The sequence below is a fragment of the Methylobacterium sp. V23 genome (assembly GCF_002917135.1).
Taxonomy (GTDB): Bacteria; Pseudomonadota; Alphaproteobacteria; order Rhizobiales; family Beijerinckiaceae; genus Methylobacterium.
In genome coordinates this window covers 90,453-116,048 of the sequence record NZ_PDHT01000015.1, presented here as the reverse complement: position 1 = coordinate 116,048, position 25,596 = coordinate 90,453, and the positions used below count along the sequence as shown (strand labels likewise).

The window sequence follows — 25,596 nt, the reverse complement described above, 5'->3', positions numbered from 1 at the left end:
ATCACGGCGCCGTTAGCGTATGTTGAAGCGCGCGGGCGATGGGCTGGTATCCGACGAGGACGCAGCGAGAGACGAGCGCGACCGCGTTTTGGATGCTTGGACCCGTCACACCGACAAGTATCGCCAAGATGATCCCCCTGCCGCCTTGCTGCAGCAGCGGTGCGCAGCCTCGCTTCCAGACCCACGAAATCTCCGCACGGGATCGACGGTGCGGGGCCTGCACCGCCGCGCTCGCCGCGGAGACATCGGTTGCGCGGGTCGATACGGTGGCGGCCGCTCCATGATCGCGGACCTGCTGCGCGCTGGGGCAGCGATCGCCGGCCTCCACCCCGACCACCCCAACGGCATCATCCTGCAACGCGAGTCAGTTCGGATCCGGCATGCGATACGGTGAGACGAAGACGGTTCTGGTCACCGGCGGGGCGGGCTTCCTGGGCTCCCACCTCTGCGAGCGCCTGCTGGAGCAGGGCCACGAGGTGCTCTGCGTCGACAACCTCTTCACCGGATCCCGCCGCAACATCGCGCCGCTGCTCGACCATCCGCGCTTCGAGTTCATGCGCCACGACGTGACGTTCCCGCTCTACGTCGAGGTGGACGAGATCTATAATCTCGCCTGCCCGGCCTCGCCGGTGCACTACCAGTTCGATCCGGTGCAGACCGCCAAGACCAGCGTCATCGGGGCGATCAACATGCTGGGGCTGGCCAAGCGCCTGAAGATCAAGATCTTCCAGGCCTCCACCAGCGAGGTCTACGGCGACCCGGAGGTGCATCCGCAGCCGGAGGAATACTGGGGCCGGGTCAATCCGATCGGGTATCGCTCCTGCTACGACGAGGGCAAGCGCTGCGCCGAGACGCTGTTCTTCGACTACCACCGCCAGCACAAGCTCTCGATCAAGGTCGCGCGCATCTTCAACACCTACGGCCCGCGCATGCACCCCAACGACGGGCGGGTGGTGTCGAACCTCGTGGTCCAGGCCCTGCGCAACGAGGACATCACGATCTACGGCGACGGCTCGCAGACCCGGGCCTTCTGCTACGTCGACGATCTCATCGACGGCTTCCTGCGCCTGATGGAGACCGGCCCCGCGGTGACGGGCCCGATCAACCTCGGCAATCCGGGGGAGTTCTCGATCCGCGAGCTCGCCGACCTGGTGATCGAGCTGACCGGCTCGCGCTCCCGCGTCGTCGCCCGCCCGCTGCCCCCGGACGATCCGCGCCAGCGCCGGCCCGACATCGCCCAGGCCAAGGCGGTCCTCGACTGGGAGCCGACGGTCTCGCTCCGGGAGGGGCTGATGCACACGATCGGCTATTTCGACCGCCACCTCGGCGCCAACACCCCCGCCTGACGGGGGCGTTTCAGCGCCTCAGTCGAGCGCCTCGGCCTCGGTGAGCACCAGGCCGACGAAGGGGCGCGGGCCGATGGCCGCGAGCGCCCGGTCGAGGGTGGCGTAGCGGCTGCGGCCGTGGCGGACGGTGACGAGCACCGCCGTGACCCGGGGATCGGCCGCCAGGCGCTCGGCGATGGCGTCGGCGCCGATCAGGCCGACATGGATCACCACGAGGTCGTAGGCGTCCTGGGTGCCCAGGATGCTGTCGACGTAGCTGCGCAGGTCGCTGCGCGCGGTCTGGCCGTCCTGCGGGATCAGGGCGAGGCCCGAAAGGTGGCGCACCAGCACGTCGGAGAGGTCGGACCGGCCCGGAACCGGGGGCCCGCCGCGCCGGGGCGGCAGACCGACCTCGCGGGTGACGGTGCCGTCGGCGGAGGCGTCGACCAGGAGGACGCGCTCGTTCTCCTGGGCGGCCGAGGCGGCGTAGTCGAGGGCGAGCATCGAGCGGCCGGCGACGTCGTCGGCGGAGGTGACCACGATGACGTGCGGGCGCTTGGCCGGCAGGTCGCGCCGGAGGCGGTTGCGCAGGCGGGTGATCGCGACCTCGTAGGGGCCGCTGCCCAGGCGGTCCGTCCCGTTGCGGACGCCCCGCGGCAGCGACGGCAGCAGTCCGAGCACGAGGCGCTGGGTCCGGGTCTCGAGGCGGGTGCGCGAGCGGATGCGCCCGCTGAACTGCTCGGCCGTCAGGCTGCCGCCGATCCCGAGCCCCAAGCCCGCCACGAGGGCGGCCGCGAGCACGAGGGCGGCGGGCGGCCCCTGGCGCCGGGTCGGCGGCAGGGCGGGCGAGATGATGCGCGAGGTGGAGGTGTCGAGCTGCTGCTGCTCCTGCAATTCGCGCGTGCGCACCAGGAAGGCCTCGTAGACGCCGCGCCGGGCCTCGACCTGGCGTTCCAGCTCGCGCAGCTTCACGAAGCTGTCGCCGACCTTCAGGGCCTCGGCCTTGCGCTTCTCCAGGGCCTGCGAGAGCTCGGTGACGTTGGCGAGGCTGGCGCGGTACTCGTTGCGGATGGCGGCGGCGATGCGCTTCACCTCGGCATCGAGCTGGGTGCGGGCGCTGCGCACCTGCACGTCCGAGGCGTTCATGGCCGGGTGGCGCTCGCCGAGGCTGAGCGCGGCGTCGGCGCGCTGGCGCTCGGCCTGGGCAAGCTGGCCGCGCAGCTGCCCGATGGTCTGCGACTGCAGCACCTCCTGGATCGAATCGAGCTTGGCCGGGTCGCCGCCGGCGGCGCCCTCGATCTGGCGCAGCTTCGCCTGCTGCTCCGCGGCCTTGGCGCGGGCGGCGCCGAGCTGGTCGCTGAGCTGGCCGAGCTGCTGCTCGCTCACCAGCTGGGTGCGTGTGCCCACGAGGTTGTTCTTCGTGCGGAAGGCCTGGGCCGCGGTCTCGGCCTGCTGGACGCCGTCGCGCAATTCGCCGAGGCGGCTGTTCAGCCCCTCCCGCGCCCGGCGGATCGCCTCGGAGCGGTTGCCGATCTCGGTGGCGAGGTAGGTCTCGGCGATGCTCTGGGCGAGGCGGGCCGATTTCTCGCGGTCGTTGGACGAGACCGAGACGTCGACCGCGAAGCTGCGCTCCAGGCGCCGGGCCGACATCCGGTCGCGCAGGGCCCGCAGGGCCGTCAGGGCGGGGTCGGCCTCGGGCTCCGCCGGGCGCCCGAGCATCTGTCCGATCCAGGCGCGGATCCGGTCGAGGGCGCCCGGCTCCACGAAGTCCGGATCGGTGGCGAGGTGCTGCGTGGCCACGACCTTGCGCAGGACGTCGTCCGACTGCAGCACCCGCAGCTGGCTGTCCACGAGGAGCAGGGTGGATTCGTTGGCCTGGCCCTGGGGGTTGGCCTCGTCCTTCAGCACGGCGAGGCCGCGCGGGTCGATGAGGAGCTGGACCGTCGCGGCGTACTGGGCCGGCAGGGCGAGGAAGCCCGCCGCCAGGCCCAGGAGGACGAGGATCGGCAGGAGCACGGTCAGCCAGCGCCGACGCAGGATGCGGCCGACCTCGCCCATGTCCAGGAACCAGGGCAGGGCCTCGCGCGACGTCTCGGTGCCGGCACCGAGGTGCTGCAGGATCGCTGGTGGGGCGCGTTCGATGACAGCCATGGACGCTTTCCGTTACGCAATCGGCGAGGGCTGGGGCTCGGGGCCGCAGGCGTCCCGTCCTGGGACACCCGGGTCCGCCGAGTCCCGGCCCGGTCGGTCGATCCGGCCGATTTCGGCACGTGGTGCGCCGAAAGCCGCCGGGTGGGGGGCGCGTTTCATGAAATGCGCCACGTGCTCGGGATCCCGGCCTCGGGGGAGGGCCCGCGCGACCGCGGCGCGGGCGCCGGCGCGCGGGGATAGGCCGGCACGCGCCCGTCCGGCGGCAGCTGGACGCGGATGAAGGCGAGCAGGCCGGCGAGCGCCAGGACGTTGACGTTCCAGTCCTGGAAGATCCCCGGCGTGGTCATGCCGTTGAGCACCAGCATCAGCACGCAGGCGGCGACGAAGCGGCGCCCGCCGAGGTCGAGCTTCATGCCCCAGGACAGGGTCGTGAGCAGGACCACCAGGGCGAAGCCGAGGCCGATCAGGCCGGTGCCGGCCCAGGCACTGAGGAACATGTTGTGCGAGCTGGTGATGAAGACGTCGTCCCGTCCCAGGGTCTCGGCCAGGGTGGTGGTCGGGATCAGGAGCTGGATGAAGCGATCGCCGGCCGAGAAGCCCGATCCGGCCAGCCGGTCCTGCGTCGCCGCGATGAAGGTCGGCCAGAAGGTCGAGCGTCCGGTGCCGTTGGCGAGCTCGATGGCGGGCTTCTGCAGGAGGGTGGCCAGGAGGTCGAGGAGCGCCGGGAAGGCCGCGAGGTCGAGCATCAGCAGGACGAAGCCCGCGATGGCCAGGAGGGCGCCCGCGATGCCGAGGCGGCGCAGGACGGCACGGCGCGAGGACATCAGCAGGGCCGGGCCCACCGCGACGACGGCGCCGGTGCTGGCGGCCGAGCCCGCGATCACGAAGCCCGCCAGCGCGAGGGCGAGGTAGGTCCGCCGGCGCCGCTCGGGTGGCCGGAAGATCACCAGGAAGCCCAGCATTGCGCAGACGTAGGGCATCATGTTGTTCTTGGCGGCCGAGAACACGATGCCGTGCGCCAGGCTGTCGAGGATGATCGGCAGCACGGCGACGAGCCAGGCCAGGGTGATGATCGCCAGCAGGTCGGCGAAGCGCCGCTCGATGTCGCTCCGGTCGAAGATCACGATCGAGGCGTGATAGAAGATGAACAGTTCGGCGCTGCGATAGAGCGTGTAGGGCGGCACGATCGACCAGGCCGCGCTGAGGGTGTTCACGCCGATCATCAGGGTGAAGGGCAGGTAGGGCATCGCGAAGGGCAGCAGCGCCACGCGCCGGTCGAGGGCGATCTTGCCGAACAGGTAGAGGCCGGTCAGGCCGGTGAGCACCAGGGTGATGATGTTGGAGGCACTCAGCCCCTCTTCCAGCACCGCGTTTCCGTCTTCGCGCGGCACCGTGAAGACCAGGGGCATGAAGGCGAAGGTGCAGACGAGCACCATCGGAAGCACAAGCCGGGCATCGAGCGGGCGAACCGCGACCGCGAGCCTGCGCCGGACCATGGGATAGAGCATCGTGAACCAGGCGGGGATCGCCAAAACGAGGAACAGGTTCAGCACGCGTGTTCCTCCCTGGTGGCCTGCGGGTCCGACGATGACGACACTTCCGCTGTGAAGCGTTTCACGGTGTGAATTGCTCCCGAAACGCGGCCGGACTTCGACAATATCGTAAATGCCCGCCGAACGGTCTCGACGACTCTCGGTCCCGGAAGACGGGGGCACGCAAAAGCTTGTGAAGGCGAGGTTTGCGGGTGTGTCTCGCGAGCGGATCTAGCCCGCGCCCTCAGCCGCTCCCGGCCGAGCGGCGGCGCAGGGTCAGGATCAGGTGCGTGGCCGAGACCGCGTGCCCGATCGTGATGACGAGGGCCGCCCCCGCGATTCCCGCGTAGGCGATGAGCGGCAGCATGATCGCCAGGGAGACCACCAGGCTGACGACGAAGGCGCGGAAGACCGGGCCGGTATCCTGGATCGCCCGGAAGTACTGGGTCGCCAGATCGCGCAGGAAGATGCAGCCGACCGCGAGGGCCAGGATGCGCACGCTGGCGGCGTAGTCCGCGAAGGCCGGTCCGAAGACGAGGGTGAGCCAGGTCCCCGCCGGGAGCGCGATGGCGAGGAGGAGCAGGGCGACGGCGGGGCCGAGGGTCAGGGCGGCCTTCGCCAGATAGGCGCGCAGGCCGCGCTCGCCGCCGGTCTCGTAGGCGCGCGCCGCCGCCGTGGGCAGGATGTTCTCGGTGGCGGTGAGCAGGATGATGACGAAGCCCACGAGGTACTGCGCCGCGCGCAGGCCGCCGATCGCCTCGTCGCCGAGCATGATCCCGGCGAGGATCCAGGCCACCTGCTCCTGCCCGAAGGTGACGAAGACCAGGGGGAACATCCAGCGGCCGATGCCCCAGTGCCGACGCACCACGGGCTTCAGGCGCAGGGCGCGCCGGGGCGCGCGCCAGATGCCGTAGGCGACGGGGGCGGCGGTGACGAGGGCGGTCCCCGCCAGGGCCGCGGTGGCGAGGGCGGCGTCGAGGCGCAGGCCCGCCCACCAGGCGGCCCCGAGCACCAGGGGAAAGGCGACGGCCCGGGCGGTGTCCATCGCCACGGCGACGAGGCCGCGCCCCCGGGCGAACAGCGTCCGGCGCACGGTGAGCTGGAGGTTCTGCGCCACGGTGAGCCCGGCCCCCGCGACGACCACGCCGATCTCCACGGCATGGTGGCGCAGGGCGAAGATGCCCACGAGGGCGAGGGCCACCCCGGCGGCGGCGATGAGGGCGGCGAGCAGTGCGGCGGCCAGGACGGTGGCGTCGTAGGTCGCGGCCGACCGGCGCCCCTGCGCCGCGAGCGTCATCATCGGGGCCGTCACCAGGGCATTGTGCAGCCCCTGCGCGAAGGCCGTGACGATCAGGATCAGGACGAAGAGGCCGAATTCCTCGATGCCGACGAGGCGTGCGGTGACGATGCCGCTGACGAAGCCGAAGCCGCTGACCGCGGCCTGGTCGAGGAGCGAGGCCAGGGCCGGACGCCGGGCGAAGCGCCGCGCGCGGGCGAGGAGCCCGGCCTCGTCGCCGAGGGGCTGGATCACGGGGGCTTGCGGGACCATCGATCTCCGGGGGATGCGCCGGTCAGCGATAGGACAGGAACGCCGCCGCCGCATCCCGCAGGCGGGGGGTGCGGCCATAGATCCAGCGCGGGCCGCTGATGGCCGGCCTCTTGCTCAGGCCGTGCTTGAACTCGAACACGCCGCGATTGTTGGCCGGGTCGATGCCGCCGAAATCGAAGGTCTCGCGTCCCTCCGCATGGGCCTGCTCGACGAAGCGCCAGACCGCCAGGGTGGGCGCGGCGCAGGCGCGGGCCCGGTCGTTCGAGGCCGTGTAGAAATCGGTGAAGCGCCGGCCCGAGACGTGGGCGATCCGGATCAGCACGCGCTCGCCCTTCTCCCGCACCTCCAGGATGCGGTGATGGGGATCGCGCGCGACGAGGTCGCGGAACTGCGGCCCGTTGAGGCTGTCGCGGAAGCCCTTCTGGGCCTGCAGCGCGCCGTACATCTCCCAGAACGCGTCGAAGGCGGCCAGGCGCTCGTCGAGGTCGGTGAGGAAGCGGGTGGTGAGATCCGGGTTGCGCTCGGCCTTGCGCAGGGCCTTGCGCCAGCGCTGGTCCATCGCCTGCAGGATCGGCTCGGTGCCGCCCGTCAGGTCGAGCTCCAGGGTGAAGTACTTGGCCGATTGCGCCGGCACGAAGCCGTGGCCCAGCAGGGCGAGGACGATCGCGTCGGACTGGAAGTGCTCGAAGCTCACCGCCAGGAGATCGAGGCGCCCGAGGGCGAGGTGCTCCAGCAGCAGGGCGACCACCGCCTCGGCGTGCTTGTCGCCCTTCTCGGTGAGGAGCGGGCAGCCCTGGAGCAGGACGAACCGCACGAAGCCGCGGCGCTTCACCTGGTACTGGATCAGCGCCACCGGCGCCTCGCTGGCGTCGCGCACGATCAGGCGGGTCACGTCCCAGCCGACCTTTGCCTTGTAGGTGCCCCACATCCACGAGGCGAAGACGTTGCCGCGGGGCAGAGCCCAGACGGCCTCGTCCCAGACGGCGGACTCCAGGCAGGGACGGATGCTCAGTGCCGCGCTCATCGGAGCTTCCTGTCTCGTATCCTCGACGCATCCCTCGCGGGACGGGCCTTCCTACGGCGAAACGCTTGTCATCCCTCCCTGCGCACCGGAGATCTCCCGCCCAGACTGTGAAGATCCTTAATTTAACGCTGTTCGCGAATGCTGCCGGGGATCATCCACGGAGCCCGGCCGCTCGGGCGCGAAGCTGCTAACGTCCCGGCATGCCGAGGACGCTCGAACACTTTATCCGCGACACGCCCGTCCTGCGCGAGGCGGCCCTGCGGGTGCGGGCGCTGTCCCGCTCGCTGGCGGCCGCGCCGCCCGGGCTCTACACCCTCTGCTACCACCACGTCGCGCCGCGCGAGCAGGCGCGCTTCGCCCGGCAACTGCGCTTCCTCGGCCGCCACGGCACGTTCGTCTCGGCCGACCGGGCCGCCGACCTCCTCGCCGACGGCACGGCCGGGCAGGGGCGCCACTTCCTGGTCAGCTTCGACGACGGCTACGCCGACAACCACGCGGTGGCGCTTCCCGTGCTGCGGGCGCTCGCGATCCCCGCGATCCTGTTCCTCGTCAGCGACTGGGTGGACGCGCCCCCCGGCGGGGACCGGGCCGGTTACATGGACCGCGCCGCCGTGGCCGACTGGCTGGCCGCCGGGCTCGATGTCGGGTCGCACTCGACGCGCCACCGCAACCTCGGGCGCCTCACCGCGACGGAGGTCGCCGAGGAGCTGACCCGGTCGCGCCGGGACCTCGAGGCCCTGACGGGCCGGCCGGTCCGGCACTTCGCCTGCCCCTGGGGCGTGGCCGGCACCGACTTTGACCCGGGCCGCGACCCGGAGCTGGCCCGCGAAGCCGGCTATCGCAGCTTCCACACCACCCGCCGGGGCGTGGCCCGGGGCCCGGAGGACCTCCTGCTGATGCCCCGCCACGTCCTCGAACCCGCCTGGGGGCTCTACCAGATCGATGCCCTGGTGGGCGGGCCGACGCGCGCCGCCCGATGAGCCGCCTTGCAACCGGGCGCGGCGACGGACCCGTCGTGATCGTGATCGGCGCCCGCGCGCCCTACATGCACCGCCTCTACGAGCGCCTGGGGGCGGCCCTGGACCGGCCCCTCCACGTCCTCGCCTGCAGCGCCCGGGAGGCGGCGCGGCACTGGGAACTGCCCGAGCCCGAGGCCTACCGCTTCGCCGTGGTGCCGGGCCTGCGCTGGTACCGCAGCGCGGTGAGCAACCTCTACATCAACCCCGCCATCGTGCCGCGCCTCGCGGCCCTGCGTCCGAGCGTCGTCGTCGTCAACGACTTCGCCCCCACCATGCTGATGGCCGCCGCCGCGGCCCGTTGGCTCGGCGTGCCCTACGGCCTGCGCACCGACGGGGTGCCCGAGACCGATCCGGGCCGGCGCTCGCGGCCGCACCGGGCGATGCGGCGCCTGCTGGTGCCGGGGGCGCGCTTCGGCCTCGGGCCGAGCGCCGGCAGCCTCGCCCTCCTCGAAGGCTACGGCCTCCCCGCCGACCGCCTCGCCCTGGCGCCGCTCTTCCCCGCCTGGGAGCCCGGCCCGGCGGCGGCGACGCCGGAGGCGGAGCGTCCCTACGACCTGCTGTTCTGCGGCATCCTGAACGAGGACGTGAAGGGCGCGCGCTTCTTCACCGACGTCGTCCTCGCCTGCCAGGCCCGGGGCCGGAGCCTGCGGGTCCGGGTCGCGGGCGACGGTCCCCTGCGGGCGGAGATGGAGGATCGGCTGGCGGCGGCCGGGATCGCGGCGCAGTTCGACGGCTTCGTGCAGCAGGCCGAGCTCGGAGCGGTCTACGCCTCGGCCCGCCTCTTCCTGTTCCCGAGCCGGGGCGACGTCTGGGGCATCGTGCTGCAGGAAGCCCTGCAGAGCGGCGCGGCGGTGCTGGCCTCGCCGCATTCGGGTGCGGCGCGCGAGCTCGTCGCCGCCGGAGAGTGCGGCGCGGTCGAGCCGATGACGGTGGAAGGCTGGGCCGAGGCGGCCCTGGCCCTCCTCGACGACCCCGCCCGGCGGGCGACGTACCGCGCCCGCGCCGTCCCGGCCCTGGCGCGGTTCTCCCTCGAGGCCGCGACGCGGGCCTACCGCGCGGCGCTGGCCCCCGCCGCCGGCTGAGGCGCGCCCGGTCTCAGACCGAGCGCACCCCCTCCGGGGCCGGGACATGCTTGGCCCGCCGGGCCCGGTCGAAGGCCACGATGGCGAGGAAGCGCGGCACCACCTGGGCGTAGCGGGCGCGCAGGCGCCGGGGCTCCTGGATCAGCCGGTAGAGCCATTCGAGGCCGCACCGGGTCATCAGCCGCGGCGCGCGCGGGATCGTGCCGATGTTCACGTCGAAGGCGGCCCCGACCCCCATGGCGATGACGCCGGGCAGGGACGGGGTGTGCGCCTGCATGAAGAGCTCCTGCTTGGGCGTGCTCAGGCCGATCCAGAGGATCTGGGTGCCGTTGGCGCGCAGGCGCGCGTAGAGGTCCTGGGCCTCGGGCTCCGTCAGCGGACGATACGGGAGGGTCTCGGCCCCGGCCACGACGAGGCCCGGCGCCCGCCGGGCCATCTCGGCGGAGAGCTTGTCCGCGACGCCGGGACCGCCCCCGAGGAAGAAGTGGCGCCAGCCGGCCTCGACCCCGGCGCGGCACACCGCCTCGACGGATTCGATGCCCGGCACCTGCGCGATGGCCTTGTGGCCGCGCAGGCGCCCGACCCAGGCCAGCGGCCGCCCGTCGGCGCAGACCAGCAGGGCGGCGTCGTGGGCGGCCCGCACCTCGGGCTCGTCCTGCGCCCGCACGATGCCGTGGGCGTCGCGGAAGACCACGAAGGTCCCGGGACCCGGAACCGCCCGGCTCAGGCGGCGCCGAAGCGCGGCCACCAGGCCTCCCATGTCGGTGATCGAGACCGGGACGCCACCGAGAAGGAAGTGGGGGACGTCCGGGTCGTGGCCCCAGGCGCGCACGGGCATGGCAGGATCCGGAGTGAGGGGGCGCGTCATGCGGCAGCCCGGGGGGTGGCGGAGGAACGGGTGGCGATGGCTTCGCGGTAGATCGTGAGCGCGCGTGCGGTGACGGCGTCCTCGGTCCAGTCGCGCTCGTAGGCGAGGCGGGCGTGGCGCCCCATCGCCCGCGCGGCCTCGGGATCGTCGACGATCCGGTCGAGGGCCTGGGCGAGGGCGTGGGGATCGCGGGGCGGGACGAGGAGGCCGGTGCGGCCCTCCGTCACGAGGTCGGCGAGGGCGCCGATGCGCGCGGCGACCACCGGCGTCCCGAGGCTGAACGCCTCGGCGATCACCATCGGCAGGCCCTCGTACCAGTGCGAGGGCACCACCAGGGCGGCCGCCCGCGCCATCGCGGCCTGCACGGCCGCGGGGTCCTGCGGGCCGAGCAGGGTCAGGCCGGGCGCGCGGCCGAGGGCGTCGGCCTCGGGGCCCTCGCCGATGACGGTGATCGGCGCGCGCGTCAGGCGCGCGGCCGCCATCAGGGTGCCGACGCCCTTCTCGGGCACGAGACGCCCGACGAACAGGATGCCGGCCCGGGGGCCGTTTGCATCGAGGCTCGGATCGGCCAACCCGTTGGGCTTGATGCGGATGCGGCTGTCCGGAAGCCCGGCGGCGAGGAAGCGGGTGCGGGCGAAGGGCGTCAGCGCGATGAAGCGGTCGACGTCCCGTCCCCAGGTTCCGGCCCGCCGGTGCACGTCGATCATCCGCGCCACGGCCAGGGAGCCGAGCCGGGACCCGCGATAGCAGGCATGCCGCACCGCCCGGTAGGGCGAGCCGGTCACGCAGTCCTCGCAGGGGCGGGACTCGCGCATGAGGATGCCGTTGGCGCAGGTCACGCGGAAATTATGCAGGGTCTGCACGGTGGCGACCCCCTCGGCTTGGACCGCGGCGTGCATGCCCGGCGACACCTGCGGGAAGACGTTGTGCGCGTGCACCACGTCCGGGCGGAAGGCGCGGACGGCCTCCACCACGGCGGCGATCCCGCGCGGAGCGTGCGGCGCCTCGTAGGCCGTGCGCAGCCGGTCCCAGCCCGTCCGGATCGTGGCGTTGTCGAAGAACAGGGTCTCCACGACCTGTCCGGCGCGGCGCAGGCTCGCCACCTCCTGGGTCACCACCGAATCCTCGCCACCGCGCACCTGATAGCGATTGTGGACCACGAGGATGCGGAGCGGCGCGGCCGCGAAGGGGCCCGCGGGCGCCTCCTGCCGAGCCGGATCGCCTCCGGGCGGACGACGCTGTGCGACCTCTGGTTTTGTCATCGCAGCATGCCAAGCCTGGACGAATGGCAGCGGGGCTGCCGGCGAAGAGCGAGACGATCGTGACCCGACCGTCGACATTTTGCAAGAATAAGCGCGTGTCCTTTAAGATTTGACATCGCCTCTGGACAAGCATTGTGCACTGCCGTTCACCAACATCTTACCAAGTTCGTTTCCGTTGCCGCAGAACCCGTCGTCATTCAGGCATCGCCCCGCATACGGGCCGCGAGCGCCAGACGTTTCAAGGTCGGTGGAGCGACAAAGAGTCATCGTTAAGGAATAGTCAGGTGCCCTGGACTGTGGGCCGGGCGAGTCCGGGACCAACGCAGTTTAAGCGCGGCCGTTCGCGTCGGCATCGTCCAAGCCAATTTATGGTTGACGGTCGCCTGCCCGCGCCGCCTCGACTCCGATCTCGGGGATTTTCAGTCACGGGGAATGCGGTCCGGCCGGGACGGAAGCGGCCGGCGGCCATGACGGGCCGCGGGTTGCTGTCCACGCAGATCAGGCGCGCGCGACCACCGGGTCTGGAACACACGGGATCAGGAACATGGGCCGGGGCCTGTCGTTGATGGGGCAGACTGATCGCAGGGGCGGCGCACGCCGCCCGGGCGAGATCATGTTCCGCCGGCATCGAAGGCTCGGCGCCGCGACCGCGCAGGCTGCGGGATGAGCGACGCGCCTTCCGTGAGACTTGCCTGAGACTTGAAGGACGAACTGAATGGCCGATTCCAAGACCCAAGCCGGAAACCAGCGTCTCCACGAGACCCAGAACGGCACCAAGTCCAACGCGAAGAAGGTTTCGATCGAGGTGCTCAACGCGCGCCTGTCGGACGGGATCGACCTCGCCCTCGACGTGAAGCAGGCGCACTGGAACCTGAAGGGACCGCAGTTCATCGGCATCCACGAGATGCTCGACGGATTCCGGACCGAGCTCGACGACTACAATGACAAGGTCGCGGAGCGCATCACCCAGCTCGGCGGCACCGCCCGCGGCACCGCCCAGGCGGTCGCGTCGGCCTCGCAGCTCAAGCCCTATCCCCTCGATGCCTACGCGATCGCCGACCACCTGGCCGCGCTGATCGACCGCTACGGCGTCTACGCCAACGCGGTGCGCCAGAACATCGACGACACCGATGAGGCCGGCGATGCCGGAACCGCCGACCTCCTCACCGAGGTCTCGCGCGGCGTCGACAAGCAGCTCTGGTTCCTCGAGGCCCACGTGCAGGAGCCGACCGGCACCCTGCGCGACGGCGACCACGCCGGCCAGCGCTGAGCGCCCGCCAAGGTTTGACGGATCAGGGGACGCCGCGAGGCGTCCCCTTTTTCGTGGGCGGACGGCCCGTGACCGTCGATCGCTTCACTGCGGTCGTGACGAGATCGCTCCACCACCGTCACGGGACCTGTCGCATCTCACCGCGACCCGGCTGGGGCGGTCACACCGCCGCCGGAGGCGTCTCACGTCGCACCGGCTGTCGCCGTCACGCTGGCAGCGCGGGTCCCCCATCGGCAAGGCGAGGAACAGGGTGGGGTGTGGAGGGTGTCCGGAGAGGGAGCACCCCTCGCGACAGGGGATCGCGTGGCCGATCACGACCGTTCCTCGGGCGCCCCCGTCTCCAGGAACCCGCGCGCGATCCGCGAAAACTCCGGCGTGCGCAGGTAGCCGTAGGACTTGTGGTGGTTGGCCTCGCCCGTGGGCCGCCGGTAATCGTTCACCACCCTGTGGTCGTCGAGAACGACCCCGGTGTCGCTGGGTGCGTAATCGTCCGCGAGGGTGCCGGTCACCGTGACGATGTCGTTGCCGTCGGCGAGGTTGGTCCAATTCTTCACGTTGTTCGGCACCCGGGTGGCGCCGAATTCACTCTCGATCTTCATCTTCACTTTCGCGAGACCGAGGGGCGAGCCGACCGTGACCAGGTGGTCGACCCGGAGGTCCGGGGCGTCGCGCTCCAGCAGCCGCAGAACGTCGTAGGCGATCACCGAGCCCATGGAATGCGCCACGAGCAGGATACGGTGCCCGCGACATTCGGCGAGGCGCTCGCTCAGGCGCGCCCGGACCTCCGCCGCGAAGGCGCGCTCGCCGTGGTAGTGCCAGAGATCGTCGAAGCGATGCTCCAGGATCAGGTCGTCGACGAGGGTGATCCCCGTCATCTCCTCGACGCGGTCGATCCCGGCATAGAGGGTGGCCAGCACGTCCTGTCCCGTCAGGCTCGGCGCATCCTCCGCGCCGTGCAGGGGTTCGGAGGCCGGCTGGGGGCGATACGGCTCGGTGACGGCATCGCCGGCGAGGGGCGTCTCGTAGCGCAGGTCGGCCCAGTAGACGAAGCCGAATGTGAACGTGGCGCCGTCGAGTCCTTCGTTGCGCGACAGACCCTCGGTGATCGCGTCCCGCCACCAGCGCGTCTTCTCATCGACCGGCGGCTTGTTGGCCAAGCCGTGGATGCCGATGATGACGCTGGGCCGTTCCATGGAGTCCGAAGGTATCCTGTACGCGGGTGGCGCGGCTGCGCGCACTCAGTGCCGAATGGCTACGCTGCCGCGCCGACCGGGAATCTAGGGTCGGTGGCGACGGCGGCGACCGGGCGAAAGGTCGCCTGGAGGCGGAAGACTGCTCAGCCGGCATCTTCCCAGTAGCCCCGGACATCGGCGGCCGTGGCCGTGAGGTGGACGTGCTCGTCCACCCGCTCGACCCAGGAGAGCGGCAGCAGGTGGTGGCGACCGTGGGCCGCCGGATCGGTCCGTGTCAGCTTGATGAGGGTGTCGCCCTCCATGTGGTCGACCGTCCCGACATGCAGTCCATCCGACGACCGCACCTCCATGTGCGGCACGATCTGCTGCGGCGCGATCTCTTCGGCCACGACCTGTTGCGCCACAACCTCTTGCGCCACGAGCTGTTGCGCCTTGATATCCGATGGCTCTGCCATGTGGCCTTTCCGCTTGGGACCCTTCTGCCTCAACGGCCCTGCGCCGCCCTGGTTCGACGCCGCGGGCGCTTCGCCACGGGGCGTCAGGCGGGGCGCGGGGTGAAACCGATATCCGCCGCCACCGCCCGGAGCCGTTCCGGCTCCCGCTCCTTGCGCTCCGAGTACCGGTCGACGAGGTGGTCGGCCCGCTCGCGGGTCAGGAGCGTGAACTTCACCAGCTCCTCGCAGACATCGACCACCCGGTCGTAGAGCGGACCCGGGTTCATCCGGCCGCCTTCGTCGAACTCCCGATACGCCATCGGCACCGAGGACTGGTTCGGAATGGTGATCATCCGCATCCAGCGGCCCAGCACCCGCAGGCCGTTGACCGCGTTGAAGGACTGCGAGCCGCCGGAGACCTGCATCACCGCCAGGGTCCGCCCCTGGGTCGGGCGCACCGAACCCTCCGACAGGGGCAGCCAGTCGACCTGGGCCTTCATCACCCCGGTCATCGCCCCGTGGCGCTCGGGGCTGACCCAGACCTGGCCCTCGGACCAGATCGAGAGGGCGCGCAACTCCTGCACCTTGGGATGGTCGGCGGTGGCATCGTCCGGCAGCGGCAGCCCGTGCGCATGGTAGATCCGCACCTCGCCGCCCATGGCCTCCAGGAGGCGCGCCGCCTCGTAGGCCAGGAAGCGGCTGAACGAGCGCTCCCGCAGGGAGCCGTAGAGGATCAGGAAGCGCGGGGCGTGGCTGAAGGTTTGCGGTACCCCGAGCGCGGCGGAGGTCGGGACCGTGAAATGCGCTTCGCTCAGGGCCGGCAGGCTGTCGGCGAAGGGCTGCCGGGGCCGCTCGCGATCGGTCTGGTTCGGAGCGGTCTTGTCCAGATCGGTCTTGTCCGAATTTGTCTTGTCCAAGGCGTCGGCATCCTCTACGTTTCAATGATGTTTGAAATATTGACACCATGATGGACGAGGGGCAAGCCGTCGCCGCCTTCGCGGCCCTCGGCCAGGAGCACCGCCTGCGCATCGTGCGCCGTCTCGTCACCGCCGGGCCGGAGGGCTTGGCGGCCGGCCTGCTGGCGGAGGCGGTCGGCGTCTCCGCGACCAACCTGTCGTTCCACCTCAAGGAACTGAGCCGCGCCGGCCTCGTCACCGCGCAGCGCGAAGGCCGCTCGATCCGCTACCGCGCCGCCTATCCGGACCTCTCGGCGCTGATCCAGTTCCTGATGCGCGATTGCTGCCAGGGGCGGCCCGAGGTCTGCGCCCCCGCCGTCGCCGCCCTCGCGACCTGCTGCCCGGAGCCCGCCTGATGGACGTCGTCATCTACCACAACCCGGCCTGCGGCACCTCCCGCAACACCCTCGGCCTGATCCGCAATGCCGGCCTCGAGCCGCACGTCGTCGAGTACCTCAAATCGCCCCCCAGCGGCGCGCTGCTGCGCCGTCTGGCGGAGCGGGCTGGCCTCACCCTCCGCGATCTCCTGCGCGAGAAGGGCACGCCCTATGCCGAGCTCGGCCTCGACGACCCAGCCCTCGGCGACGAGCAGCTCCTCGACGCCATCGCGGCGCATCCGATCCTCCTCAACCGGCCCCTGGTGGTGACCCCCCTGGGCGTCGCCCTGTGCCGGCCCTCCGAGACCGTGCTCGCCCTGCTGCCGCCCCAGCAGGGGGCCTTCGCCAAGGAGGACGGTGCGCCGGTGGTCGATGCGCAGGGGCGGCCGGTCGCGGAGTCCTGAGGTCGCCCGGACGCGCGATCCCGCCTGAGAGCAAGCTCTCGCCCACGCCCGAGATTTCACCCGCGAACAAGATCTCGCAAGGTTTCGTCGCGACACGAACAGAAAAAGTCGATGCTTGCCCTCGCCATCTTCGTCGTCACCCTGGTCCTCGTCATCGTCCAGCCGCGGGGGCTCGGAATCGGATGGAGCGCCCTCGCGGGGGCCGCCGTCGCCCTGGCCACCGGCGTGATCCAGCCCGGCGACATCCCGGTGGTCTGGCACATCGTCTGGGACGCCACCTTCACCTTCGTGGCGCTGATCGTGATCTCCCTCCTCCTCGGCGGGGCGGGCTTCTTCCAGTGGGCCGCCCTGCACGTCGCCCGCTGGGGCGGCGGTCGCGGTCGCCGACTGTTCCCCCTGGTGATCCTGCTGGGCGCCGCCATCGCAGCGGTCTTCGCCAATGACGGTGCCGCCCTGCTGCTCACCCCGATCGTGCTGGCGATCCTGATCCGGCTCGACGTCCGCCCGGCCACCGCGATGGCCTTCATCGTCGCCTGCGGGTTCGTTGCCGATTCGACCAGCCTGCCGCTGGTCATCTCGAATCTCGTCAACATCGTTTCGGCGAACGTCTTCGGCATTTCCTTCAGCCGCTACGCCGCCGTGATGGGACCGGTGAACCTCGTCTCGCTGGCCGCGACCCTCGTGGTGCTGTGGCTGGTCTACCGGCGTGACCTCGACACGACCTACGCGGTATACCGTCTGGACCCGCCGCCCAGCGCCATCCGCGACATGGCCGTGTTCCGCGCGGCCTTCCCGCTCCTCGCCGTGCTGCTCGGCGCCTACTTCGTCACCGCCCCGTTCGGCGTCCCGGTCTCCGCCGTCACCGGCGCCGGCGCCCTCATCCTGCTCGCCCTGGCCGGTCGCAGCGGGGTGATTCCCCTGCGCAAGGTCCTGGCCGGCGCTCCCTGGCAAATCGTGCTGTTCAGCCTCGGCATGTACCTCGTGGTCTACGGCCTGAAGAATGCCGGCCTCACCGAGCTCCTCGCCCAGGGCCTGATCCGGCTCGCCCAGGCGGGCCCGGTGGTCGCCACCCTCGGCACGGGCCTCGCTGCCGCCCTTCTGTCCTCCGTCATGAACAACATGCCGAGCGTCCTGGTGGGAGCGCTGGCGATCCAGCAGGCCCCCGACCTGTCTCCCCTGACGCGCGAATTGATGATCTACGCCAACGTCATAGGCTGCGACCTCGGCCCGAAATTCACGCCGATCGGCAGTCTCGCGACCCTGCTGTGGCTGCACGTCCTCGCCGCCAAGGGCCACCGCATCACCTGGGGCCAGTACATGACGGTGGGCCTCCTCGTGACGCCGCCGGTCCTGCTGGCGAGCCTCCTCGCCCTGGCCCTCTGGCTCCCGCATCTCGGCCCGCCGTAAGCCGGCCACGACCCCCGCCGCCGCGCGAAATCGCCCGGCGATCAACAATCGTGAATGCGCACTTCGGTGCAATGCCGGACCCTGTCCGCCCACCGAGGCTCCGAGGGGGTCCCATGAGAGCGGCATTGGAGGAAGGGCTCGCGGCCCTGGAGCGGATCATCGCCGCGGCCGAGGAGCGCCGGATCGAGCAGATGATCCGGATCGCCGTTCTCCTGGCCGAGGAGCAGGACCCGAGTGACGCGCAGGAGGCCCTGCGGCGGACCGAACGCCTCCTCAAGATCATGCAAACACAGAGGATTCTGCTGATCGGCGTCCATCCGGCGCCCTCCGACACCGTCGGGACGCGCGAGACCTCCCCCGTGGCGGCGTCCCTCTCCGGCGCGGCGACGGCGCACGCTGCGCCGCTGTGAGCTCATCGGTCCAGCTGGAGTGGGAAGCTGAGATCCGTGGTGCCGGCCGGGGTCAGAAGCGGCGCCGGCGGCGGGCCGAAGGGGCCGGCCGCCCGGACCAGGCCCCGTGCCCGCTCATCGAGATCCGGCAGGCCGGAACTCCGCTCGATATCCACCCGATTGACGAAGCCGTCGGCCGCGATCTGGACCCGGACCACCACCGTGCGGCGCCCGCGCTTGCGCCCGGCAGCGGCCGGAGCGCCCTCGGCCGGATCGATCTTCGCGATCACCGCCGACACCCAGCCTGTCACGTCCCGGGAGGGTCGCTCCCGTGCCTGCAGCCCCGCCCCGCTCCAGAGCGTCGCGCCAACGCTGATCCAGCGGACGACCGAGCGCAGTCTCATCGGTGGTACTCCAGCACGCTGCCGTCACGAGGATCGACCGGTCCAGCCCGCCGGTCGATCCACCCCGCGGCGCCGAAAAACACAAACGGCGCAGGGCCTTGAGGCCACTGCGCCGCTGGTTCTGGCCGCCGAGGGGGCGATGGCGGCCGTTGATGTGATGCGCCTGGATCGCCGGCGCGGATGTGCGCCGAACACCGCCCAATGCGAAGAAGCCGATTGCGCCTGCCTCCAGGGAGGCTTCTCGGCCTGCCATTACGGGCCCCTGGGTGTGGTCGGACCGCTCCGCGTCGGGCGCGGCGGACGGTCGTTTAACGTTGCGTGCTGCGGACTGGGGTGTCGAACCTTGGACGGGCGTCCGTCCGCGCGCCTCCGCTGATCCGCCTCGGCCCGGGATGGTGGCGCGGCACCGGGTCGGGTCCAGTGAACGTCGGAGGCTTCGTCACACCAGCGGACCAGCTTCGGTATCGCCTGCCGGTGGGCACCGGCCAGGATGTACCGGCGCATGGCCGCTTCGTCGTCCCACAGCGGCATGGTCCAGAGGGTCCAGGCCCGATCGACCAGGATCGCCCCCGATCGGAGCGCTGCCGCCTTCCGCGCCTGCCTCTCTGTGCGAAGGGCTCTCTGTGCGAAGGGCATGGACGGCGAAGCCCGGCAGGAACCGAACCGACCGGATCCTGAGGCGCGTGATACCGACGAAAGGCACGTCATGCCGCCGCTGGCCACCTCCTGTGAGGGGCTCCGCAACCGCATGAGACCATCATCCGTTCGAGCCGGCGTTCGCATGCCGCACGGTCCACGTCTCAGGTTGCGAACCAACACGCTCTGCTTCGTCGGTCTCGATCCCTGCGCGCCAGTGATCAAGCTCTGACGACGTGCCAAACGGCACCGAGTTTCCGATTGTGGGATCCTAGATCAGCGTTACGCAACAAGTCACGGCCAGCCGCCACTCGACGGAGACCGCGCAAACCTAAGTGGATTGTGCCCTGAATACGCGTGTTGCTTCTATTGTTGCTGCAATTGTTTTCACCGCGAGCGCGTCTGCTACGCCCGTCCTGGCCCAGAGCAACACGGCACCGGCTGGCATCACCGCCGACGTGGCGTCCGGTGGGCATGGAACCCACGGCTACGACGACATCACCACCGGCTCCATCGGCTATGGCCGCCAGCCCTCCTCTGCACAGGAGGGCAATGCCGAGCAGAACAGCTTCCCCGTCTGGCAGTACGGCCGCACCTCCGGGGGGACGGCTCGGTAAAGTGCGATCGCCGGACAGGAGATACCGAGCGGCGGGGTGAAAGCCCCGCCGTTGCCTTCTCCAACACCGAGGTCCAGGGCGCCTTGGCCGGCCTTCGTTCAGAGGTCATGGGCGGGATGGGTCGAAACGCCCGGAACGACACCCGCCGGTGAGACCCGGCGGCAGGTGCAAACCCACCGCGAAGGCGTCCCGCGACATCATCGAACGGCGGCAAAAGGCGGTTCGGCTCCCTATCTATCGGGCAACGGCGTCACGCCTCGCTTCGGGAGAGATGGAACCATGAGTCATGAACGTGCAGTCCTCGCAGGGGGATGCTTCTGGGGAATGCAGGACCTCATCCGGCGGCAAGAGGGCGTCGTGTCGACCCGTGTCGGCTACACGGGAGGCGATGTACCGAATGCCACCTACCCCAACCACGGCACGCATGCAGAGGCGATCGAGATCATTTTCGATCCCGAGCGGACGAGCTATCGCCGGGTGCTGGAGTTCTTTTTTCAGATCCACGATCCGACAACGCTGAATCGGCAGGGGAACGATCGCGGCCTGAGCTATCGCTCGGCGATCTACTACACCGATGACGCGCAGCGGCAGGTCGCCGAGGAGACCATTGCCGACGTCGATGCATCCGGTCTCTGGCCCGGAAAGGTCATCACGGAATTGGCCCCCGCCGGGCCGTTCTGGGAGGCTGAGCCTGAGCACCAGGATTATCTCGAGCGCCGTCCCGACGGTTACACGTGCCACTTCATCCGCCCCAACTGGCGGCTTCCTGTACGGACCGCAGCCTCGCAAAGCGCCTGAGTGCCGCGATTCCCACGTTGCCCTGGCGGAAGTGGTCGGATCGATTAGTGGGATGTCTGGCCGTTTGTCGGATCGTAAGGTTCTCAAGGTGCCCAGCCTGACCCGTCAGGTAAGCACGACGATCCGTGAGATTGCGGCAGTTGCGAGCGCTCTCGTGGCCCAAGGACAGGCCAAGCTCGTCCTCAGGGTCTGAGATCGTCTCGCTGCCGCGCGGACGATCCTCTCGATCTCGGGGACGAGCGTCCCTTTGCGTTGTGGTGCGCTATCGGGTCTATCGCACCATCGATGGAAATGACCGTGCTCGGCCAATGCTCTCTTCCGAGCAGCCTCGAGCCATCACTCGGCGGTGCCGATCGACCGCGCGGCGTGGTTCTGAGGCTGTTTGGAAAACGGAATGGTGCCGCAAGAGGGATTCGAACCCCCGACCCCCTCATTACGAATGAGGTGCTCTACCAGCTGAGCTATTGCGGCGCGGTTCCGAAATGGACGCTGCTGTCCGACGGGACCGTTCGGGGGAGGGTCATATCGGTCGTGGCGCGGAATGGCAAGCTTCGACCGGCGTTTCGGGCGGTGGAATGCGCTCGGAAAAGCGATGCAGCACGGCCACGGTGCCGGGGCATCGTGACTGCGATGCGGCCGGTTGCTTGACGGCCCGGTGGTCGACCCCGAAGGATTCCGGGCGTTCCAAGGATCATCATGTCGCTGCTCGCTCGCCTTCGCGCCTATGCCGCTGAATCCTTTGGTCTCGGAGGCCATCCCTCGGTGGTCGAAGAGGCCGATGAGCGCCTGGCAGCGATCGCGCTCCTGGTGCACGTGGCGCGAGCCGACGGTATCCTCGCACCGGAGGAAACCGAGCGTCTCAGCCGTCTGGTCGAGGGCCGGTTCACCGAGACGAGGGCGGAAGCGGAGGCGCTGATCGCGCGGGCCGCCGCGTTCGACGCACAGACCCGCGACATGGCACAACTGGTCGAGATGATCGGGCACGAGGTCGGTCCGGATCGGCGCGCCCGCCTCCTTGCCATGGCTTGGTCGGTGGCCGGCGCGGATGGCAGCGTCCACGAGTTTGAGGAGGCCCTGGTCTGGCGCCTCGGCGGACTCCTCGGCCTCGACGAGGCTGCCATCGGTGAGGCCCGGCGCAGCGCCGCGGATGGGCAGGTTTCCCTGAGCTGAGCACGCTGCCACGATGATCCTCAGCCTCACCCTGATCCTCCTGGCACAGCTCATCGGCGAGGCGCTGGCGCGAGCGAGCAACCTGCCGGTGCCAGGTCCCCTGATCGGTATGGCGTTGCTGCTGCTGTTCCTGGTCGTGCGGGATCGGGCCTCCCGCTTGGCACCCCGCGTGTTGGCGCCGCCCCTGGTGGACGGCCGCCTGGAAAGCACCGGCAAGGGCCTTCTCGCCAATCTGTCGTTGATGTTCGTGCCGGCGGGGGCCGGCATCGTCGGACGCCTCGACGTTCTAGCGGTGCACGGAATCGCGTTAGCGGTGGTGGTCTTGGTCTCGACGGTCACGACCCTGGCCGCCACGGCGTTGACGTTCGTCGTGGTTTCGCGCTGGCTCGCCAAGCCGAAGGCACGGCCGTGACCGGCGACTTTGCCGTCTGGGTCTATCTCTCGCGGACACCGCTGCTGTGGCTGACCGTGACGCTGCTCGCTTACGTAATCGCCGACCGGATCGCTCTCGCGACCCGGCGCCATCCGCTCGCGAACCCGGTGCTCATCGCCATCGCGCTCACCGCCGCCGTCCTGGAACTCACGAAGACTCCCTACGCGACCTATTTCGAGGGCGCCCAATTCGTGCATTTCCTGCTGGGGCCCGCCACCGTGGCCCTGGCGATTCCGCTCTACGAGTATCGCGCCACGGTGCTGCGCTCTCTTGCACCGATGTTGGCAGCCCTCGGGGTCGGTTCGGTGGTGGCGCTGAGCTCGGCCCTGCTGTTGGGGCAAGCGTTCGGCATTCCCCGTGACGTCATCATCTCGCTGGCCCCGAAATCCGTGACCACCGGCGTCGCGATGGGCATCGCTCAGTCACTTGGTGGAGACCCGACGCTGGCCGCCGTCATCGTCATGCTCACCGGCATGACCGGCGGTATCCTCGTCACACCGTTGATGAATGCCCTGCGCATCCGGGATATGCGGGCCCGCGGCTTTGCGGCGGGTCTGGCCGCTCACGGCGTGGGCACAGCGCGGGCCTTCCAGGTGAACGAGGTAGCGGGCGCCTTCGCGGGCATCGCGCTCGGCTTCAACGCCTTCCTCACTGCGATCCTGGCGCCCATTGCGGTGACGTTCCTGCGCTGAGCTCTACTCGGCAGCCACGGGCGCCGGTACCTCACGCGGCACGAACCGACCATCATTGGCGGGCTGCATGTCGAGACGGCGTTCGTGCAGGGCATGCAGGGTCGACCGATGGCCGATGGAGACGATGGTGGTGCCGGGCAGGCGCTCGCGCAGCATCCGGTAGATCGCGGCCTCGCTCGGCTCGTCAAGCGCGGCGGTGGATTCATCGAGGAACAGCCAGTCGGGCTTGGCGAGAACAGCGCGGGCCACCGCCAGGCGCTGCTGTTCGCCGCCTGAGAGGCGCTGATCCCAGGCGTCCACCTCGTCGAGACGATCAACCAGCCCCGGCAGCTGGGCGGCCATCAGAGCGTCACGGATCGCCTCGTCCGGGAACATGTCCGTGGTGCTCGGGTAGACGACGGCGCCACGCAGCGTCCCCAGGGGGATGTAGGGGCGCTGCGGCAGGACCAGGGCCGACTGTCCCTTCGGCAGATCGATCCGTCCCTTGGCGAAGGGCCAGATGCCCGCAATGGCACGGAACAGGGTCGACTTACCGGAACCGGAGGGACCCGTCAGCAGCGTGGCGCCGCCCTTTGCAATCGTCAGGGCGTCTGCAGCCACGATCTCGCGTCCGTCGGGTAGGCCGAGGCTGAGCTTCGAGGCGGTGACGTCGCCCTTGGTGTCGTTGCCCTGGAACAAGCCTTCCCCGGTCCCTCCGATTGCCTCCGCCTTCGTCATTGCCTGCTTGAACGAGGAGAGTCGGTTGGTATTGGCGCGGTAGGCCGCGATGGTGACGTAGGAATTGATGAAGAACGACAGCGAGGATTGCACGCTGCTGAAGGCATCTCCGGTCTGCTGAAACTGCCCAAGTGTGATTTTCTTCAGGAAGTAGGACGGCGCAGCAAGGATATAGGGAAACACCACGCTGATCTGGCTGTAGGACAGCGTGAAGCTACCGAGCTTGATCCGCCGGACGATGATGTCGAGGTAGTTGCCGACGATCGCGTGGAACAGGCTGCTAAGGCGGACCGTCTCGGCGCGCTCGCCGCGCAGCAGCGCGATCTGCTCGCCGTAGATGCGGGTCCGGGCCAGGGAGAAGCGGAAATCGGCCTCCACTTTCTCCTGGCGGAAGTCGAGCCCGATGAGGGGGCGGCCGATGACGTGCGTCAGCCAAGTTCCAATGACCGCGTAGCCGACCACCAGCCAAACCAGGAAGCCCGGTACTACCGTATCGGTGAAGGGCAGCACGAAGTCGCGAGACAGGCCCCATAGGATGACCATGAAGGACACCAGGGTCGCGGCCTGAGACAGGAGCCGGATGGAGAGCGTCGTGGTCTGGGAGATGAAGAGATTGATATCGCTCTGAATGCGCTGATCCGGGTTGTCTGCGCTCTCCCCGGTGAAGGGGACCCGGTAATGCGTTCCGGCATCCAGCCAGCGACCGTAGAAGCTGCGGGTCAGCCAGGTGCGCCAGCGGATGTGAAGCGTGGCATCCACGAAGGTGTCGAACATGCCGACCACGACCCAGATGGTCGCGAGCGGCGTGAACACCCAGACCAACTGGTACCAGAAGGCGTCGGCGTTGTATTCCTGGAGGGCGTTGAACAGGTCGCGGAACCAAAAGTTCAGCCGCAACTGTAGGGCGACCTGCGCAAAGGTGATGAAGATCGACAGGGCAACGAGGCGTTGGCCGACCTTACCCTCGGTGCTGCCGAACAGGCGGAAAGGTCCAATCTCCCGTGTCGGCTTATCGGTGGTGGCGAAGTAGGGGTCGGCGATCAACGTGATCGCCCGGATCGGCTCGAGGTACGAGATCGCCAGGACGATGCCGGCAAACACCACGGCCCCCGTGGCCGCGAAGCTCGGCGGCAGGAGGGCGGCGAGCGTCGGGGGCAGGAAACCCATGACTGCCAGTTGCTTGGCCCCAGCCAGGAACAGGTAGCCGATGCCGTAGACCGAGACGAAGACCTTCAGGTAGGACGAGAGGCGCCCTGATGCGAGCAGAATGCCCGCCATGGCAAGGCCGCTGAGACTGACGTAGAGCGGCGCGCTAACGCCGGGTAAAAGCAGGAGGGCGAGGGCGAAGAGTGCCGTGACGGCGGCTTGCAGGCCGAGGCCTGTCCTCAATACGGCCACGCGCGTCTCCCCTCAGTTCTTGACTTCGTTCGGCGTCGCGCCCCGGGGGGCCGCCCATGCATCGGCATTGCAGGCGGGTCGTGGCGAGATCGTGGCGCACTCCTGCGGCCGACTATCCTCGCGCCGTTACGCGTCTCACCAGTCCCAGTCTCCGAATTCCGGCTCGCGACAGCGATAGCCGATCGGGCATTCCGGGTTGTCGCGCGTGGGCACGAAGCGGAGCTCGGCGATTTCCGTGAGATTGCATTGACCGCGGTCGCGAACGAAGCGCTCGGGCGCTCCGCCAGAACTGATCGAGACGGAGCCCCGGCTCTTCACCAGAGCCATCGCGTCGGCACAGGTCATGCGCTGGGTCGTCGAGAGGGGGCTCTGGGCACCGGCCGGCGTCGCCAGGGCGACACAGAAGGCGAGTGCGAGGCGTCTCGTCACGATACTCGGCGCCACTTCTCAGTTTCGATACGGTCAAGCATGGCAGTTTCCGCGTGGCGC

General features: G+C 69.9%; 25 protein-coding genes and 1 tRNA gene. 13 read left to right on the top strand and 13 right to left on the bottom strand.

The window, feature by feature from the left end; genetic code table 11:
* Positions 1–380 precede the first annotated feature (380 nt).
* Complete coding sequence (locus CRT23_RS15755) at positions 381–1,346, top strand: UDP-glucuronic acid decarboxylase family protein (RefSeq protein ID WP_055948409.1); 966 nt, start codon at positions 381–383, stop codon at positions 1,344–1,346.
* A gap of 18 nt (positions 1,347–1,364) precedes the next feature.
* On the opposite strand, the gene CRT23_RS15750 is transcribed toward CRT23_RS15755, so the two are convergent.
* The 4 genes from CRT23_RS15750 to CRT23_RS15735 form a co-directional block, all read right to left on the bottom strand.
* The gene (locus tag CRT23_RS15750) at positions 1,365–3,476 is read right to left on the bottom strand and encodes an exopolysaccharide transport family protein (protein WP_103710442.1); all 2,112 of its coding nucleotides are present in this window, start codon (positions 3,474–3,476) and stop codon (positions 1,365–1,367) included.
* A 155-nt stretch (positions 3,477–3,631) separates the two neighbouring features.
* A complete protein-coding gene (locus CRT23_RS15745; RefSeq protein WP_103710441.1) occupies positions 3,632–5,029 on the bottom strand; it encodes an O-antigen ligase family protein in 1,398 nt (465 codons plus the stop codon).
* 223 nt (positions 5,030–5,252) lie between these two features.
* Positions 5,253–6,557 (bottom strand): polysaccharide biosynthesis C-terminal domain-containing protein, encoded by a 1,305-nt coding sequence (locus CRT23_RS15740; RefSeq protein ID WP_103710440.1) that lies wholly within the window; start codon positions 6,555–6,557, stop codon positions 5,253–5,255.
* A gap of 22 nt (positions 6,558–6,579) precedes the next feature.
* Positions 6,580–7,581 carry a GNAT family N-acetyltransferase gene (locus tag CRT23_RS15735; RefSeq protein WP_103710439.1) on the bottom strand — a complete coding sequence of 334 codons (1,002 nt, stop codon included), beginning with the start codon at positions 7,579–7,581 and terminating at the stop codon, positions 6,580–6,582.
* A 200-nt stretch (positions 7,582–7,781) separates the two neighbouring features.
* Here CRT23_RS15735 and CRT23_RS15730 point away from each other — a divergent pair, with 200 nt between their 5' ends.
* Both CRT23_RS15730 and CRT23_RS15725 read left to right on the top strand, forming a co-directional pair.
* Entirely contained in the window at positions 7,782–8,561 is a 780-nt protein-coding gene (locus tag CRT23_RS15730) for a polysaccharide deacetylase family protein (RefSeq protein WP_055948425.1), read from the top strand.
* Complete coding sequence (locus CRT23_RS15725) at positions 8,558–9,682, top strand: glycosyltransferase family 4 protein (protein WP_103710438.1); 1,125 nt, start codon at positions 8,558–8,560, stop codon at positions 9,680–9,682. Before CRT23_RS15730 ends, CRT23_RS15725 begins: the two co-directional genes overlap by 4 nt.
* A gap of 13 nt (positions 9,683–9,695) precedes the next feature.
* Here CRT23_RS15725 and CRT23_RS15720 read toward each other — a convergent pair whose 3' ends face one another.
* Both CRT23_RS15720 and CRT23_RS15715 read right to left on the bottom strand, forming a co-directional pair.
* Positions 9,696–10,520: a WecB/TagA/CpsF family glycosyltransferase gene (locus CRT23_RS15720; RefSeq protein WP_181017362.1), complete on the bottom strand. Its 825-nt coding sequence runs from the start codon at positions 10,518–10,520 to the stop codon at positions 9,696–9,698.
* Positions 10,521–10,546: 26 nt separating this feature from the next.
* Positions 10,547–11,812, bottom strand: coding sequence for a glycosyltransferase family 4 protein (locus tag CRT23_RS15715; RefSeq protein WP_103710436.1), 1,266 nt, complete (start codon positions 11,810–11,812; stop codon positions 10,547–10,549).
* Between the two features lie 715 nt (positions 11,813–12,527).
* Here CRT23_RS15715 and dps point away from each other — a divergent pair.
* Complete coding sequence (gene dps / locus CRT23_RS15710; protein ID WP_055948435.1) at positions 12,528–13,082, top strand: DNA starvation/stationary phase protection protein Dps; 555 nt, start codon at positions 12,528–12,530, stop codon at positions 13,080–13,082.
* Positions 13,083–13,393: 311 nt separating this feature from the next.
* Here the strand turns inward: dps and CRT23_RS15705 are convergent, their stop codons facing one another.
* From CRT23_RS15705 to arsH, 3 genes are all read right to left on the bottom strand, one after another.
* Positions 13,394–14,275, bottom strand: a complete 882-nt coding sequence (locus tag CRT23_RS15705) for a hypothetical protein (protein WP_103710435.1) — start codon at positions 14,273–14,275, stop codon at positions 13,394–13,396.
* A gap of 143 nt (positions 14,276–14,418) precedes the next feature.
* Positions 14,419–14,625, bottom strand: coding sequence for a DUF2171 domain-containing protein (locus tag CRT23_RS15700; protein ID WP_055948942.1), 207 nt, complete (start codon positions 14,623–14,625; stop codon positions 14,419–14,421).
* Between the two features lie 188 nt (positions 14,626–14,813).
* Positions 14,814–15,596, bottom strand: a complete 783-nt coding sequence (arsH, locus tag CRT23_RS15695; RefSeq protein ID WP_103710465.1) for an arsenical resistance protein ArsH — start codon at positions 15,594–15,596, stop codon at positions 14,814–14,816.
* Between the two features lie 77 nt (positions 15,597–15,673).
* Between arsH and CRT23_RS15690 the strand changes: the two genes are divergently transcribed.
* The 4 genes from CRT23_RS15690 to CRT23_RS15675 all read left to right on the top strand — a co-directional run bounded on the left by CRT23_RS15690 (position 15,674) and on the right by CRT23_RS15675 (position 18,263).
* Complete coding sequence (locus tag CRT23_RS15690; RefSeq protein ID WP_103710434.1) at positions 15,674–16,021, top strand: metalloregulator ArsR/SmtB family transcription factor; 348 nt, start codon at positions 15,674–15,676, stop codon at positions 16,019–16,021.
* Entirely contained in the window at positions 16,021–16,446 is a 426-nt protein-coding gene (gene arsC / locus CRT23_RS15685; protein WP_055948441.1) for an arsenate reductase (glutaredoxin), read from the top strand. Before CRT23_RS15690 ends, arsC begins: the two co-directional genes overlap by 1 nt.
* A gap of 111 nt (positions 16,447–16,557) precedes the next feature.
* Complete coding sequence (locus tag CRT23_RS15680) at positions 16,558–17,853, top strand: arsenic transporter (RefSeq protein ID WP_103710433.1); 1,296 nt, start codon at positions 16,558–16,560, stop codon at positions 17,851–17,853.
* A 113-nt stretch (positions 17,854–17,966) separates the two neighbouring features.
* Positions 17,967–18,263, top strand: a complete 297-nt coding sequence (locus tag CRT23_RS15675; protein ID WP_146056403.1) for a hypothetical protein — start codon at positions 17,967–17,969, stop codon at positions 18,261–18,263.
* A gap of 2 nt (positions 18,264–18,265) precedes the next feature.
* On the opposite strand, the gene CRT23_RS15670 is transcribed toward CRT23_RS15675, so the two are convergent.
* On the bottom strand, positions 18,266–18,646 hold the full coding sequence (locus tag CRT23_RS15670; protein WP_103710431.1) for a TonB family protein: 381 nt from the start codon (positions 18,644–18,646) through the stop codon (positions 18,266–18,268).
* Between the two features lie 1,094 nt (positions 18,647–19,740).
* On the opposite strand from CRT23_RS15670, the gene CRT23_RS29125 reads away from it, so the two are divergent.
* Entirely contained in the window at positions 19,741–19,899 is a 159-nt protein-coding gene (locus CRT23_RS29125) for a hypothetical protein (protein ID WP_245436273.1), read from the top strand.
* 279 nt (positions 19,900–20,178) lie between these two features.
* Complete coding sequence (gene msrA / locus CRT23_RS15660) at positions 20,179–20,697, top strand: peptide-methionine (S)-S-oxide reductase MsrA (RefSeq protein WP_055948458.1); 519 nt, start codon at positions 20,179–20,181, stop codon at positions 20,695–20,697.
* Between the two features lie 395 nt (positions 20,698–21,092).
* Here the strand turns inward: msrA and CRT23_RS15655 are convergent.
* Positions 21,093–21,168: transfer RNA gene (locus CRT23_RS15655), tRNA-Thr, on the bottom strand.
* 225 nt (positions 21,169–21,393) lie between these two features.
* Between CRT23_RS15655 and CRT23_RS15650 the strand changes: the two genes are divergently transcribed.
* Genes CRT23_RS15650 through CRT23_RS15640 form a run of 3 tightly spaced genes read left to right on the top strand, consistent with a single transcriptional unit; the run spans position 21,394 to position 22,992 of the window.
* Positions 21,394–21,867, top strand: coding sequence for a TerB family tellurite resistance protein (locus tag CRT23_RS15650; protein ID WP_055956520.1), 474 nt, complete (start codon positions 21,394–21,396; stop codon positions 21,865–21,867).
* A 13-nt stretch (positions 21,868–21,880) separates the two neighbouring features.
* Positions 21,881–22,279 carry a CidA/LrgA family protein gene (locus tag CRT23_RS15645; protein WP_103710430.1) on the top strand — a complete coding sequence of 133 codons (399 nt, stop codon included), beginning with the start codon at positions 21,881–21,883 and terminating at the stop codon, positions 22,277–22,279.
* Positions 22,276–22,992: an LrgB family protein gene (locus CRT23_RS15640; protein WP_103710429.1), complete on the top strand. Its 717-nt coding sequence runs from the start codon at positions 22,276–22,278 to the stop codon at positions 22,990–22,992. The genes CRT23_RS15645 and CRT23_RS15640 overlap by 4 nt, the downstream gene beginning before the upstream one ends.
* Positions 22,993–22,995: 3 nt before the next feature.
* On the opposite strand, the gene CRT23_RS15635 is transcribed toward CRT23_RS15640, so the two are convergent.
* Together CRT23_RS15635 and CRT23_RS15630 are read right to left on the bottom strand one after the other, a co-directional pair.
* Entirely contained in the window at positions 22,996–25,107 is a 2,112-nt protein-coding gene (locus tag CRT23_RS15635) for an ABC transporter ATP-binding protein/permease (RefSeq protein ID WP_103710428.1), read from the bottom strand.
* Between the two features lie 135 nt (positions 25,108–25,242).
* A complete protein-coding gene (locus CRT23_RS15630) occupies positions 25,243–25,536 on the bottom strand; it encodes a hypothetical protein (RefSeq protein WP_103710463.1) in 294 nt (97 codons plus the stop codon).
* Positions 25,537–25,596: the final 60 nt, after the last annotated feature.

Excerpts from the sequence above, each read along its gene's own strand:
- CRT23_RS15755 (WP_055948409.1), top strand. The coding sequence starts at position 381 with ATGCGATACGGTGAGACGAAGACGGTTCTGGTCACCGGCGGGGCGGGC.
- CRT23_RS15750 (WP_103710442.1), bottom strand. The coding sequence starts at position 3,476 with ATGGCTGTCATCGAACGCGCCCCACCAGCGATCCTGCAGCACCTCGGT.
- CRT23_RS15740 (WP_103710440.1), bottom strand. The coding sequence starts at position 6,557 with ATGGTCCCGCAAGCCCCCGTGATCCAGCCCCTCGGCGACGAGGCCGGG.
- CRT23_RS15735 (WP_103710439.1), bottom strand. The coding sequence starts at position 7,581 with ATGAGCGCGGCACTGAGCATCCGTCCCTGCCTGGAGTCCGCCGTCTGG.
- CRT23_RS15730 (WP_055948425.1), top strand. The coding sequence starts at position 7,782 with ATGCCGAGGACGCTCGAACACTTTATCCGCGACACGCCCGTCCTGCGC.
- CRT23_RS15725 (WP_103710438.1), top strand. The coding sequence starts at position 8,558 with ATGAGCCGCCTTGCAACCGGGCGCGGCGACGGACCCGTCGTGATCGTG.
- CRT23_RS15720 (WP_181017362.1), bottom strand. The coding sequence starts at position 10,520 with ATGCCCGTGCGCGCCTGGGGCCACGACCCGGACGTCCCCCACTTCCTT.
- CRT23_RS15715 (WP_103710436.1), bottom strand. The coding sequence starts at position 11,812 with ATGACAAAACCAGAGGTCGCACAGCGTCGTCCGCCCGGAGGCGATCCG.
- dps (WP_055948435.1), top strand. The coding sequence starts at position 12,528 with ATGGCCGATTCCAAGACCCAAGCCGGAAACCAGCGTCTCCACGAGACC.
- CRT23_RS15705 (WP_103710435.1), bottom strand. The coding sequence starts at position 14,275 with ATGGAACGGCCCAGCGTCATCATCGGCATCCACGGCTTGGCCAACAAG.
- CRT23_RS15700 (WP_055948942.1), bottom strand. The coding sequence starts at position 14,625 with ATGGAGGTGCGGTCGTCGGATGGACTGCATGTCGGGACGGTCGACCAC.
- CRT23_RS15690 (WP_103710434.1), top strand. The coding sequence starts at position 15,674 with ATGATGGACGAGGGGCAAGCCGTCGCCGCCTTCGCGGCCCTCGGCCAG.
- arsC (WP_055948441.1), top strand. The coding sequence starts at position 16,021 with ATGGACGTCGTCATCTACCACAACCCGGCCTGCGGCACCTCCCGCAAC.
- CRT23_RS15680 (WP_103710433.1), top strand. The coding sequence starts at position 16,558 with ATGCTTGCCCTCGCCATCTTCGTCGTCACCCTGGTCCTCGTCATCGTC.
- CRT23_RS15675 (WP_146056403.1), top strand. The coding sequence starts at position 17,967 with ATGAGAGCGGCATTGGAGGAAGGGCTCGCGGCCCTGGAGCGGATCATC.
- CRT23_RS15670 (WP_103710431.1), bottom strand. The coding sequence starts at position 18,646 with ATGAGACTGCGCTCGGTCGTCCGCTGGATCAGCGTTGGCGCGACGCTC.
- msrA (WP_055948458.1), top strand. The coding sequence starts at position 20,179 with ATGAGTCATGAACGTGCAGTCCTCGCAGGGGGATGCTTCTGGGGAATG.
- CRT23_RS15650 (WP_055956520.1), top strand. The coding sequence starts at position 21,394 with ATGTCGCTGCTCGCTCGCCTTCGCGCCTATGCCGCTGAATCCTTTGGT.
- CRT23_RS15645 (WP_103710430.1), top strand. The coding sequence starts at position 21,881 with ATGATCCTCAGCCTCACCCTGATCCTCCTGGCACAGCTCATCGGCGAG.